General features: G+C 64.1%; 11 protein-coding genes. 7 read left to right on the top strand and 4 right to left on the bottom strand.

The features are described from left to right. Positions 1-74: 74 nt before the first annotated feature. Complete coding sequence (gene purM / locus HV711_RS21770; protein ID WP_013587192.1) at positions 75-1,142, bottom strand: phosphoribosylformylglycinamidine cyclo-ligase; 1,068 nt, start codon at positions 1,140-1,142, stop codon at positions 75-77. Between the two features lie 69 nt (positions 1,143-1,211). On the opposite strand from purM, the gene HV711_RS21765 reads away from it, so the two are divergent. From HV711_RS21765 to panB, 7 genes are all read left to right on the top strand, one after another. Then, positions 1,212-2,288: an AI-2E family transporter gene (locus tag HV711_RS21765; protein ID WP_035480122.1), complete on the top strand. Its 1,077-nt coding sequence runs from the start codon at positions 1,212-1,214 to the stop codon at positions 2,286-2,288. Positions 2,289-2,358: 70 nt separating this feature from the next. Then, a complete protein-coding gene (gene hda, locus HV711_RS21760) occupies positions 2,359-3,102 on the top strand; it encodes a DnaA regulatory inactivator Hda (RefSeq protein ID WP_013587190.1) in 744 nt (247 codons plus the stop codon). Continuing rightward, positions 3,095-3,781 carry a histidinol-phosphatase gene (locus HV711_RS21755; RefSeq protein ID WP_013587189.1) on the top strand — a complete coding sequence of 229 codons (687 nt, stop codon included), beginning with the start codon at positions 3,095-3,097 and terminating at the stop codon, positions 3,779-3,781. Before hda ends, HV711_RS21755 begins: the two co-directional genes overlap by 8 nt. After that, entirely contained in the window at positions 3,778-5,376 is a 1,599-nt protein-coding gene (gene pcnB / locus HV711_RS21750) for a polynucleotide adenylyltransferase PcnB (protein ID WP_028361825.1), read from the top strand. The genes HV711_RS21755 and pcnB overlap by 4 nt, the downstream gene beginning before the upstream one ends. A 48-nt stretch (positions 5,377-5,424) precedes the next feature. After that, positions 5,425-5,958, top strand: a complete 534-nt coding sequence (gene folK, locus HV711_RS21745; protein ID WP_013587187.1) for a 2-amino-4-hydroxy-6-hydroxymethyldihydropteridine diphosphokinase — start codon at positions 5,425-5,427, stop codon at positions 5,956-5,958. Beyond that, a complete protein-coding gene (locus tag HV711_RS21740) occupies positions 5,955-6,635 on the top strand; it encodes a deoxynucleoside kinase (protein ID WP_013587186.1) in 681 nt (226 codons plus the stop codon). The genes folK and HV711_RS21740 overlap by 4 nt, the downstream gene beginning before the upstream one ends. Positions 6,636-6,668: 33 nt before the next feature. Next, the gene (panB, locus tag HV711_RS21735; RefSeq protein ID WP_013587185.1) at positions 6,669-7,484 is read left to right on the top strand and encodes a 3-methyl-2-oxobutanoate hydroxymethyltransferase; all 816 of its coding nucleotides are present in this window, start codon (positions 6,669-6,671) and stop codon (positions 7,482-7,484) included. Between the two features lie 101 nt (positions 7,485-7,585). Here panB and pabB read toward each other — a convergent pair whose 3' ends face one another. From pabB to dnaK, 3 genes are all read right to left on the bottom strand, one after another. After that, a complete protein-coding gene (gene pabB / locus HV711_RS21730) occupies positions 7,586-9,475 on the bottom strand; it encodes an aminodeoxychorismate synthase component I (protein ID WP_035480123.1) in 1,890 nt (629 codons plus the stop codon). Positions 9,476-9,500: 25 nt separating this feature from the next. After that, entirely contained in the window at positions 9,501-10,640 is a 1,140-nt protein-coding gene (gene dnaJ / locus HV711_RS21725) for a molecular chaperone DnaJ (RefSeq protein WP_013587183.1), read from the bottom strand. A gap of 269 nt (positions 10,641-10,909) precedes the next feature. Beyond that, entirely contained in the window at positions 10,910-12,868 is a 1,959-nt protein-coding gene (gene dnaK / locus HV711_RS21720; RefSeq protein ID WP_028361822.1) for a molecular chaperone DnaK, read from the bottom strand. Between the last annotated feature and the right edge of the window lie 24 nt (positions 12,869-12,892).

Below are 12,892 nucleotides of genomic sequence, written 5' to 3'. Positions count from 1 at the left end.
ACCCGCGCGGCGTGGGCGACTGCTCGTCACACCGCGCAGGCTACGGCGCTCTACCGCGCGCCTGAAGAGAACAATTAAACGACGACCGTCTGCGCTTCACCGGCCGCGCTTTCGCGGATCAGACCGATCTTCCAGACCTGCTCGCCGGCTGCGGACAACAGACCGATGGCCGCGTCGGCATCCGCCGCCGATACGACGACCGCCATGCCGATACCGCAGTTGAATACGCGATGCATTTCCGCGTCCGCGACGCCGCCGTGCTTCTGGAGCCACGAGAACAGCGGCGGCAGCGGCCAGCTGCGATGATCGAGCTCCGCGGTCAGCCCTTCGCGCAGCACGCGCGGAATGTTTTCGACGAGCCCGCCGCCCGTGATGTGCGCCATGCCCTTGACCGCGATCTGCTGCATGAGCGCGAGGAGCGGCTTCACGTAGATGTGCGTGGGCGCCATGAGCGCGTCGGCGAGCGAACGGCCGTCGAAGTCGGCGTTCAGATCGGGCTGCGCGCGCTCGATAATCTTGCGTACGAGCGAAAAACCGTTTGAATGGATGCCGCTCGACGCAAGGCCCAGCACCACGTCGCCGGGGGCGATCGTGCTGCCGTCGATAATCTTGCTCTTTTCGACCGCGCCGACCGCGAAGCCGGCCAGATCGTATTCGCCGTCCGGATACATGCCCGGCATTTCAGCCGTTTCCCCGCCGATCAGCGCGCAGCCCGCCAGTTCGCAACCCTGCGCGATGCCCTTCACGACCGTGGCCGCCGTGCCGACGTCCAGCTTGCCGCACGCGAAGTAGTCGAGGAAAAAGAGCGGCTCGGCGCCTTGCACGAGAATGTCGTTCACGCTCATGGCGACCAGATCCTGGCCCACCGTGTCGTGCCGGTTCAACTGAAACGCGAGGCGCAGCTTGGTGCCCACGCCGTCCGTGCCCGACACCAGCACAGGTTCCTTGTACCGCTTCGGCACTTCGAACAGCGCGCCGAATCCGCCAATGCCGCCCAGCACGCCGTCGCGCATCGTCTTTTTGGCAAAGGGCTTGATTGCGTCGACGAGAGCGTCGCCCGCGTCGATGTCCACGCCGGCGTCGCGATACGACAAACCTTGGGCCGAATCAGTGGAATTCGGGGCGGATTTCGGTTGATTCATGGGGGGAGTGCTCGAAGGTCGGTAAAATGCGATTTTACCCGATGCCGCGACGACACCTGGGAAACAACTTTGCAACAGAACTCCTCGATACTGACGCCGGTGCAGCGCCGCGCCTTCATCTGGCTCGCCATTGCGCTTGGCGTCGGCATTCTGCTGTGGCTGCTGAGTCCGGTTCTCACACCGTTTCTGCTCGGCGCGATTCTCGCGTACATCCTGCAGCCGGGCGTCGCGTGGCTGGTGCGCCGGCGCGTGCCGCGCGCGCTCGCGGCCTTGCTGATGATGCTGCTCTTCACGCTGCTCATGACGTTGCTCGTGCTGCTCGTGTTCGCCGTGGTCCAGAAAGAAGGCCCGCAGTTGCGGCAGCAGGTGCCCGTGCTGTTCGCCCATATCAACGCGTGGCTGCAGCCCAAGCTCGCGCTGCTCGGCCTCGCCGATTCGCTCGACTTCGCGAGCGTGCGCGACCTCGTCATGGGACAGCTCGAAGGCAGCGCGCAGACGGTAGCACGTTATGCGTGGACCTCGATCGTGACGAGCGGCAACGTCATGATGACGGTGATCGGCAATCTGATTCTGGTGCCGCTCGTGCTGTTCTATCTGCTGTACGACTGGAACCGCATGCTGCTGCGCGCGCAGGCCGTGGTGCCGCGGCGCTGGCTCGTCAAGACGCTGCAACTCGCGCGCGACATGGATCAGATGCTGTCGCAATACCTGCGCGGCCAGTTGCTGGTGATGGGCGTGCTCGCCGTGTTTTACGCGGTTGCGCTCACCCTCGCCGGCTTCGAGATCGCGCTGCCGGTCGGCATTTTCACGGGACTCGCGGTGTTCATTCCGTACGTCGGCTTCGCGACCGGTCTTGCGCTCGCGCTGCTCGCCGCGCTGCTGCAATTCGGCAACTGGTACGGTTTCGGCGCGGTCGCGGTGATTTACGGCGTGGGCCAGATCGTGGAGAGCTTTTTCCTCACGCCGCGCCTCGTCGGCGAGCGGATCGGCCTGCACCCGCTGGCGGTCATTTTCGCGTTGCTCGCGTTTGGGCAGCTGTTCGGCTTTTTCGGCGTGCTGCTCGCGTTGCCGGTCAGCGCGATTTTGTCGGTGGCCGTGCGCGAGTTGCGGCAAAGCTATCTGGAAAGCACGCTCTACAACAATTGACATTCCGCTTCGCAGTTCCGGCTCGCAAGGCGCTTCGCGACGCGAGTTCTACTTTCGGCATTCACCTACTGTGCTTCGTCAACTGACGCTCGATCTCGGCACGCCGCCGCCATCGACATTCGAGAATTTTTTCGCCGGCACCAATGCCGAGCTCGTCACGCGCTTGCGCGAGCTCGACAGCGCGCTCGCCGCCGGTCCTGTCGCCGATCGTACCTTCTACATCTGGGGCGAAGCGGGCAGCGGCCGCACGCACCTGCTGCAGGCGCTCGTGCACGAAGCGCCGCCGGGCCACGCGCGCTTCGCGGGTCCGCAAAGCAGCCTCGCCGCGTTCGGCTTCGACCCGCGCATCGCGCTCTATGCGATCGACGATTGCGACGGCCTCTCCGCCGCGCAGCAGATCGCCGTGTTCAATCTCTTCAACGAGGTGCGCGCGCATCCGACGAGCGCGCTCGTCGCCGCCGGCAACGCGCCGCCCATCGGCATGACGGTGCGCGAGGACCTGCGCACGCGGCTCGGCTGGGGCCTCGTGTTCCATCTCGCGCCGCTGCCGGACGAAGCCAAGGCCGCCGTGTTGAAACGCGCGGCGCGCGAGCGCGGCATCATGCTCGCCGACGACGTCCCCGCCTATCTGCTCACGCATTTTCGCCGCGACATGCCGAGCCTGATGGCGCTTCTCGACGCGCTCGACCGCTTTTCGCTCGAACAGAAGCGCGCGGTGACGCTGCCGCTTTTGCGCACAATGCTGGCTTCGCCGGGCCAGGAGGGCCCCGCCGCGTCGTCCGCCGCTTCAAGTAAAATAGACCCCCATGGCTAATCTCGCACTCTTCGACCTCGATCACACGCTCATTCCCACCGACAGCGACCACGAATGGGGCCGCTTCATGGTGAAACACGGCATGGTCGACGCCGAAAATTTCGCCCGTGACAACGACCGCTTCTACGCCGACTACAAGGCCGGCAAGCTCGACATCCACGCCTATCTGATCGCCATGCTCACGCCGCTCGCCAAATACACGCGCGCGCAACTCGCGGACTTTCACGCGCAGTACATGCATGAGGTGATTACGCCGGCCATCCTCCCGGCGGCGGTCGAACTGGTCAAGCGGCACCGCGAAGCCGGCGACCTGTGCTGCGTGGTCACCGCCACCAACGAATTCATCACCCGTCCCATTGCAAGCGCGTTCGGCGTGGATACGCTCATCGCCTGCGAAGCGGAAACCGTCGACGGCCACCCGCACTCGGCCTACACGGGCCGGCCCACGGGCACCCCGAGCTACAAGGAAGGCAAGATCGTGCGCACTGAGGCATGGCTCGCGTCGCTCGGCAAGAGCTGGAGCGACTTTGAGCGCAGCTTTTTCTACAGCGATTCGCACAACGACATTCCGCTGCTCGAAAAGGTCACCGACCCGATCGCGACCAATCCCGACGACACGTTGCGTGCCCATGCACAGGCCAAAGGCTGGCGCATCCTCGAACTCTTTCAACCCACGTGATCAAAAAACTCATTCGCAAGCTATTCGGCCAGGACACCGCATCCGCCGACGAGACGCTGCCGGCTGAAGCCGACGCAGACGAAACCGGCAGCGCACCGGCACGCAATGCACAGGGCGCCGCGGGGGCCGGCCGCGCGCGCCGCAAGCCGGCCCGCGGCAGCGCCGCAGCCAAGCCGGTGCGCGACCCCGACGTGCCGGTCATCATTCCGCACGACGTGCACGGCATCGACCCTACGCTCATCTCGCGCAACGCGATTCGTGTGACCGAAGGGCTGCAACAGGCGGGGCACCGGGCATTTATCGTCGGCGGCGCGGTGCGCGATCTGCTGCTCGGCATCAAGCCGAAGGATTTCGACGTCGCCACCGACGCCACGCCCGAGCAGGTGCAGAAGCTGTTCCGCCGCGCGCGCATTATCGGGCGCCGGTTTCAGATCGTGCACGTGCAGTTCGGCCAGGAAATCATCGAAACCTCGACGTTCCGCGCGCTCGTCGATCCGCCCGCGGCGGACGCGGCGCCGCCGCGCCGTCTGAAGCGCGACGAACTCGACCGCCGTACGCACGCCGTGGACGCGAGCGGCCGCGTGCTGCGCGACAACGTGTGGGGGGAGCAGCACGAAGACGCCACGCGCCGTGACTTCACGATCAACGCGATGTACTACGATCCGGCCACGGAAACCGTGCTGGACTACCACAACGGCATGGCCGACGTGCGCGCGCGCCTGTTGCGCATGATCGGCGATCCTGCCACGCGTTATCGCGAAGATCCGGTGCGCATGCTGCGCGTCGTGCGTTTCGCCGCCAAGCTCGACTTCGAGATCGACGACGCGACCCGCGCACCCATCGCGAAAATGGCCGACCTGATCAACAACGTGCCGGCCGCGCGTCTTTTCGACGAAATGCTGAAGCTGATGCTCTCCGGCCACGCGCTGGCCTGTCTGAAGCGGCTGCGCCAGGAAGGCCTGCATCACGGGCTTCTGCCTTTGCTCGACGTGGTGCTCGAACAGCCCACCGGCGAGAAATTCATCACCCTCGCGCTCAACAATACGGACGCGCGCGTGCGCGCCGGCAAACCCGTGTCGCCCGGCTTCCTGTTCGCCACGCTGCTCTGGCACGACGTGCAGCAGCGCTGGCAGAAATTCGAGGCGAACGGCGAATATCCGGTGCCCGCGCTGCATCGCGCGATGGACGAAGTGCTCGACATGCAGACCGAGAAGCTCGCCATCCACAAGCGTTTTTCGTCCGACATGCGCGAGATCTGGGGCTTGCAGCTTCGTCTGGAAAAACGTTCGGGAAGGAGCGCGCTGAAGCTGCTGGAACACCAAAGATTTAGAGCGGGGTATGATTTCCTCCTGTTGCGCTGCGAATCGGGCGAACTCGACGAGTCGGTCGGAGCGTGGTGGAGGGAGTTCATCGAAGGAGACGTCGCGGCGCGTGAAGCACTGCTCACGCAAGGCGGGAAGGACCGAAGCCCCAGAAAACGACGGCGGCGCGGCGGTGGCGCCAGGAACCGCAAATCGGGCGACGGAATGGAGGGCGGCACGCCAGCCGAACGCGCGGATACCGAAGCGGGCCACGACAGCCCGCATGAAGACTGACGCAGCGTTTGCTGAAGCCGTCGAACGATAGTTGCAGGAAGTTATGCCATGACGGTTGCTTATCTCGGCTTGGGCGCGAATCTCGGGGACGCGCGCCAGACCCTGAAAGACGCGGTGGTGTGCCTCGCACAACAGCACACCATCACCGTGCTCGCCAAGTCGAGCCTGTATCGCACTGCCCCGATCGACGCGGGCGGTGACGACTATTTCAACTGCGTGGTGAAGCTCGACACGACGCTCCCCGTGCGCCATCTGCTCGCGCTGTGCCATAAGATCGAGCATCAGTTCGGCCGGGAGCGGCCCTTTCGGAACGCGCCGCGAACGCTCGATCTGGACATCCTGCTCTACGGCGATCAATCCATCGACGAAGCCGATCTGATCGTTCCGCATCCCCGCCTTGTCGAACGCGCGTTTGCGCTGGTGCCGCTCGTCGAGATCGACGCCGCGCTGGTCATTCCGCGGCACGGCCGCGCCGACGCGCTGCTCGAGGGCGTGCGCGAGCAGCGCATCGAAAAAGTCAAAGGGCCGTGCCAGTGCCCGACGCTCAATGCACTCAACGCCGGCAAGGGCCGCTGCGAATGAATTCACCACCGCTCACCGTCACCGCGCCGCAATTGCGGCCTCCGTTTGGCTACCTGGCGATCGAAGGCCCGATCGGCGTCGGCAAGACTTCACTCGCGCGGCGCCTCGCGCAACGCTGGTCGATGCAGGAACTGTTCGAGCGGCCGCAGGACAATCCCTTCCTCGAACGCTTTTATCGCGACACCGCACGCTATGCGCTGCCCGCGCAATTGCATTTCGCGCTGCAACGCGCGCAGCAGGCGCAGGAAGTGAGCGCGGCGCAGGTGGCGGGCACGCCGCTCATCGCCGACTTCATGACGCAGAAGAACGACATCTTCGCGCGCCTCACGCTGCAGGAAGACGAGTGGAATTTGTACCGCGCGCTCGCCGCGCGGCTCGAGGTGAGCGCGCCGGCGCCGGACTTCGTCGTGTATCTGCAGGCAAGTCCCGAGGTGCTGTTCTCGCGCATCCAGAAACGCGCCGTGCCGATGGAGCTGCAAATTTCCGACGCCTATCTGCATGCGCTCTGCGACGCGTACAACGAGTTTTTCTATCACTACGACCGCACGCCCGTGCTCACGGTCAACGCCGAACATCTGAATCCGCTCGACTCCGACGCGGACCTTGCGCTGCTCGCCGAACGCATCGAAACCATGCGCGGCCGCAAGGAATTCTTTGTCAAAGGCACGTCGCTCTAAGCGGCGCGCGCTTCTCTTTCAACGGATTGACCCATGACCTATTTGCAGGAAACGAGCCGGAATGCGATCACCGTGCCGAAACTGCAGGCAATGCGGGACGCGGGCGAGAAAATCGCCATGCTCACCTGTTACGACGCCAGCTTCGCTGCGCTGCTCGATCGCGCGGGCGTCGATGTTCTGCTGATCGGCGACTCGCTGGGCAATGTGTTGCAAGGGCAGGCGACCACGCTGCCGGTTTCGCTCGCCGACATTGCCTATCACACGGCCAGCGTGGCGCGCGCGCGCCCGTCGGCATTGATCGTGGCCGACTTGCCGTTCGGCACTTACGGCACGCGCGAAGAAGCCTATCGAAGCTCTGTCGAATTGATGCGCGCCGGCGCGCAAATGGTCAAGCTGGAAGGCGGCGAGTGGCTCGGCGACACTGTGCGCTTTCTGGTCGAACGCTCGATTCCGGTGTGCGCGCACGTTGGATTGACGCCGCAATCGGTGCACGCCTTCGGCGGCTTCAAGGTGCAAGGCAAGACCGAGGAAGGCGCGAGCCAGTTGCTGCGCGACTCGCTGGCGATGCAGGCGGCAGGCGCGCAGCTCATCGTGATGGAAGCCATACCGACGCTGCTCGCAGGCGAGGTCACAAAGCAGTTGCGCATTCCGACTATCGGCATCGGCGCGGGGCTCGACTGCTCGGGTCAGGTGCTGGTGCTGCACGACATGCTGGGGATTTTTCCCGGCAAACGCCCGCGCTTCGTGAAGGATTTCATGCAAGGACAACCGAGCATTCTCGCGGCGGTGGAAGCTTATGTGCGCGCGGTGAAGGATGGGACGTTTCCTGGGCCTGAGCACACGTTTTGAGAATGAGGCGCCGAGATGGCTTGTGGGCGCGTTGTCGAATTCCTCGAGCTTCCAGCGGGCGCGGGAGGCATGGGCCCGTGCCCTACCGAATAACCCGTGCCCTACCGAATAACCCGCGCGGGCAGCGCCCCACGTAGCGCATTGCAGATCATCAGCGCTTCGGCATTCATTACGTCCGCCCGCGTCAACACTCTCTCGGCCGCGTGCAGGCTCGTGTCTTCCTCGAGCAACACCCCTCGCATCACGCCCGGCAACACGCCGGAGCTAAGCGGCGGCGTCCACCAGCGTCCCGCCAGCCTCACGAACACATTCGACCGGCCGCCTTCCGTCAACTCGCCGCGTTCGTTGAAGAAGAGCATATCGAAAGCGCCCTTCGCCTCCGCCTCGCGCCAGCCGCGGTCGTACTCGGCGCGGCGCGTGGTCTTGTGGCGCAAGAGCGGATCGCCGGCTTGCATGGTCGCGAAATCATGGTCGCTTGCAAGCAGCACGCCGACCGTCGGCTCGGCCAGCGGCGTCAGGACCGCCGTTGTGATCTGCGTCGCGCCGCTTTTGGCTAACGCGAGACGCATGCGGTGGGCAGTTTGCGCGGGCAAGGACGCGCACTGTGCCGCAATCTGCGCGCCGATGGCTTTTGCATCGAATGGAAAACCAAGTGTGGCGGCGCTCGCTGACAGTCTCGCGAGATGGCGCGGCAGATGGCGCACGCCCTCTTCACGCGTCGCATAGAGGGTTTCGAAGAGCTCGAAGCCGGGCTCCGCGCCCGTCAGAAAGCGCGCTTTCAATCGACACTCGGCGTGTTCATCCTGCGCGACGCTGTCGAGCACGATGCCCGCGCCCACACCCATCGTGCCGCACAACACGTCCGCTTGCGCCGACGGTTTCAGCGTCAGCGTGCGGATGGCCACGGACATGCAGAAGTCGCCGCCGGCATTCTGATCGGCGCCCGCCGGCTCGCAAGCCGCGTCCAGCCAGCCGATCGCGCCCGTGTACAGCCCGCGCGGCGTGCTTTCCAGTTCGTCGATCAACTGCATCGTGCGATGCTTCGGCGCGCCGGTGATCGAGCCGCACGGAAAGAGCGCGCGCAGTATGCCAGCGAATGACGTGCCGGGCCGCAAAGCCGCCTCGACCGTCGAGGTCATCTGCCAAACGGAGGCGTACGGCTCGACGGAAAACAACGCCGGCACCTTGACCGATCCCGTCTGCGCGACGCGTGACAGGTCGTTGCGCAGCAGATCGACGATCATCACGTTTTCGGCGCGATTTTTCGGATCGCTGCCGAGGAATTCGGCCGCGGCGCGGTCGGTTGCGGAATCCGCCGAGCGCGGCGCCGTGCCTTTCATCGGACGCGCGCGCAACATAGCACCGTGTTTCTCGACGAAGAGCTCCGGCGAACACGACAGCACCCACGCGCCGCCCGGCAGCGCGATCAGCGCGCCGTAGCGAACCGGCTGACGGGCCCGCAGCCGCCGGTACAGTGCGACAGGCGAGCCGAACACGTCGAAACCGAGCCGGTAGGTGTAATTGACCTGATAGGAATCGCCTGCGCGCAACGCGGCATGAATTGCGCCGATGGCCGCATTGAATTCTTCAGCCTCGACGCTTTCACGCACATTGGCCGTGCCCGCCACCGACGGCTCAGCGAGTCCGCCGTCCTGCCTCACGAGCCACGTCTCGACCTCATCGCGCGAAAGCTTTTCACAGCGTTCGAACAATAAAAAGCGCAGCGTGGCATCGCCATGCTGCGTTTTGAAAGACGGCGCCGATGCTCCGTCGAGAAGATGCCGGCCGAGCTCGTAGTCGGCGAGCACGATGGCATAGAGGCCCGCCTGCATGTCGGCGGCCGCTGCTTCGCAAACCGCTTCCAGTTGCGCGGCGTCCGCGCACACGCGCTCATGCACGAAGCCCGTGTAAAGACGGCTTAAGCGGCGCGCCGCGGACGCGTCGCAGTCATCGAGCAATGCAAACACCGCGCCGCGCCCCTCTGCCGTCATGCTTACCGCCGACTTCAAACCGCCGTTAATCGAAGAAGCTCTTCACCCGGTCGAACCAGCTCTTGCTTTGCGGGCTATGCCGCGCGCCGCCTTCCACCAGTGCTTTCTCGAACTGCTTGAGCAGGTCGCGCTGCGACTCGGTGAGCTTGACCGGCGTTTCCACCTGCACGTGTACGTACAGATCGCCGGCAATGCTCGAGCGCAGTCCCTTGATGCCCTTGCCGCGCAGCCGGAACGTCTTGCCCGACTGCGTGCCTTCGGGCACCGTGAAGCTCGCGCGGCCCGCCAGCGTCGGTACTTCGATTTCGCCGCCCAAAGCCGCCGTGGTGAACGGAATGGGCATCTGGCAATGCAGGTCGTCGCCGTCGCGCTCGAACACCGCGTGCTGCTTGATGTGAATCTCGACGTACAGATCGCCCGACGGCCCGCCGTTGATGCCCGGCTCGCCATTGCCGGCGGAACGGATGCGCATGCCGTCGTCGATACCTGCCGGAATCTTGACTTCGAGCGTCTTGGTTTCCTTCACCTTGCCCGCGCCGTGGCAGTGGCCGCACGGCTCAGGAATATAGGTGCCGGTGCCGTGGCACTTCGGACAGGTTTGCTGAATGCTGAAAAAGCCTTGCGACATGCGCACCGCGCCCGAGCCGCTGCAGGTCGGACAGGTTTCCGGCTTGGTGCCTGGCTTCGCGCCCGACCCGTGACAGACTTCGCACGACACCCAGCTCGGCACGCGGATCTGCGTGTCGTAACCATGCGCCGCCTGTTCCAGCGTGATTTCCATGCTGTAGCGCAAGTCCGCGCCGCGATACACCTGCGGGCCCGCACGGCCGCCGCCGCGCGCCGCGCCGCCGGCCGCCTGACCGAAGATGTCGCCGAAAATATCGCCGAAGGCATCGGCAAAACCGCCGAAGCCCTGCGCGCCGGCGCCGCCCATGTTCGGATCGACGCCCGCGTGACCATACTGGTCGTACGCGGCACGCTTTTGCGAGTCCGAGAGCATTTCGTAGGCTTCCTTCACCTCCTTGAAATGCTCTTCCGCATCCTTGTTGCCCGGATTGCGGTCGGGGTGGTGCTTCATCGCCAGCTTGCGATAAGCCTTCTTGATTTCGTCGTCGCTTGCGTTCTTTGCGACGCCCAGAACCTCGTAGTAATCCCGTTTCGCCATATCGGTTCAACGCCCCCCGCGAGAGTGCCGCGCGGTGGCTCCTCTTGAATGCTGGAGTCTCACGACTCGTCCGGCCGCTGCTCATGCCGCCTGAATGCGGCTAAAAACAACGCCCTCCATAAAACAAATGTGCCCGGAGAGCCTAAAAGGCTCGCCAGGCGTGATAACCGCTCTTGCACGTTCCCGCGTCCGGAAGGTCGCGGTCCCTTGTGCAGCCGGGCCGCACACATGATCCGTGTGCGGCTTTACGGTCGGAATGCGACCTGGCTTTAGTCTTTCTTGACTTCCTTGAACTCGGCGTCGACCACGTCGTCCTGCTGCTGGCTCGCGCCACCCGCCGAGGCACCCGCGCTCGCGCCCGCCGCCCCTGCTGCCGCAGCTTCGGCGCCTTGCGAAGCCTGCATGTCGGCGTACATCTTCTCGCCCATCTTCTGCGAGGCGGTGGCGACTGCTTCGATCTTCGCTTCGATCGCGGCCTTGTCCGCCGAACCGCTCTTGAGCGTGTCTTCCAGCTCCTTCAGCGCGGTTTCGATCTTTTCCTTCTCGCCGGCTTCCAGCTTGTCGCCGTATTCCGTGAGCGCCTTCTTCGTGCTGTGGACGAGCGCGTCACCCTGATTGCGGGCGTCGGCCAGCTCACGCAGCTTATGATCTTCTTCCGCGTTCGCTTCGGCGTCCTTCACCATCTTCTCGATTTCGGCTTCGGACAGACCCGAGTTCGCCTTGATCGTGATGCGGTTTTCCTTGCCGGTCGCCTTGTCCTTCGCGCCGACGTGCAGAATGCCGTTCGCGTCGATGTCGAAGCTCACCTCGATCTGCGGCGTGCCGCGCGGTGCGGGCGGAATGCCTTCCAGGTTGAACTCGCCGAGCAGCTTGTTGCCCGCTGCCATTTCGCGTTCGCCCTGATACACCTTGATCGTCACGGCGCTCTGATTGTCGTCAGCCGTCGAGTAGACCTGCGAGTGCTTGGTCGGGATCGTGGTGTTCTTGTTGATCATCTTCGTCATCACGCCGCCGAGCGTTTCGATGCCGAGCGACAGCGGGGTCACGTCGAGCAGCAGAACGTCCTTGCGGTCGCCCGACAGGACCTGACCTTGAATCGCGGCGCCAACCGCCACGGCTTCGTCCGGGTTCACGTCGCGGCGCGGGTCCTTGCCGAAGAATTCCTTCACCTTCTCCTGCACCTTCGGCATACGGGTCATACCGCCGACCAGAATCACGTCGTCGATTTCGCCGACCTTCACGCCCGCGTCCTTGATCGCCATGCGGCACGGTTCGATCGTGCGTTCGATCAGGTCCTCAACCAGCGCTTCCAGCTTGGCGCGCGTGATTTTCAGGTTCAGGTGCTTCGGACCCGACGCGTCAGCCGTGATGTAAGGCAGGTTGATTTCGGTCTGCTGGCTCGACGACAGCTCGATCTTGGCCTTTTCAGCCGATTCCTTCAGGCGCTGCAGCGCGAGCACGTCTTTCGACAGATCGACGCCCTGCTCTTTCTTGAACTCGCCGATGATGTAGTCGATGATGCGCTGGTCGAAGTCTTCGCCGCCAAGGAACGTGTCACCGTTCGTGGACAGCACTTCGAACTGCTTTTCGCCGTCGACGTCCGCGATTTCGATGATCGAGATGTCGAACGTACCGCCGCCCAAGTCATACACCGCGATCTTGCGGTCGCCCTTCTCATTCTTGTCGAGGCCGAACGCCAGAGCCGCTGCGGTCGGCTCGTTGATGATGCGCTTCACTTCCAGACCGGCGATGCGGCCGGCATCTTTGGTGGCCTGACGCTGGCTGTCATTGAAGTACGCGGGAACCGTGATCACCGCTTCCGTGACCGGCTCGCCGAGGTAGTCTTCAGCGGTCTTCTTCATCTTGCGCAGCACTTCCGCCGAGATTTGCGGCGGAGCGAGCTTCTGGTCGCGCACTTCGATCCATGCGTCGCCGTTGTCGGCCTTCATGATCTTATACGGCATCAGACCGATGTCTTTCTGCACTTCTTTTTCTTCAAAGCGGCGGCCGATCAGGCGCTTCACCGCGTACAGCGTGTTCTTCGGGTTGGTGACCGACTGACGCTTGGCAGGCGCGCCGACGAGAATCTCGCCGTCTTCCATGTAAGCAATGATCGACGGCGTGGTGCGCGCACCTTCCGAGTTCTCGATCACCTTGGTCGTGTTGCCTTCCATGATCGCCACGCACGAGTTGGTCGTGCCGAGGTCGATACCGATGATTTTGCCCATTTTTACTAATCTCCTGACTTTGAT

Origin of the sequence: Paraburkholderia phenoliruptrix (genome assembly GCF_902859825.1) — a bacterium.
Lineage (GTDB): Bacteria > Pseudomonadota > Gammaproteobacteria > Burkholderiales > Burkholderiaceae > Paraburkholderia > Paraburkholderia phenoliruptrix.
This window is presented reverse-complemented; position numbering and strand designations above follow the sequence as displayed.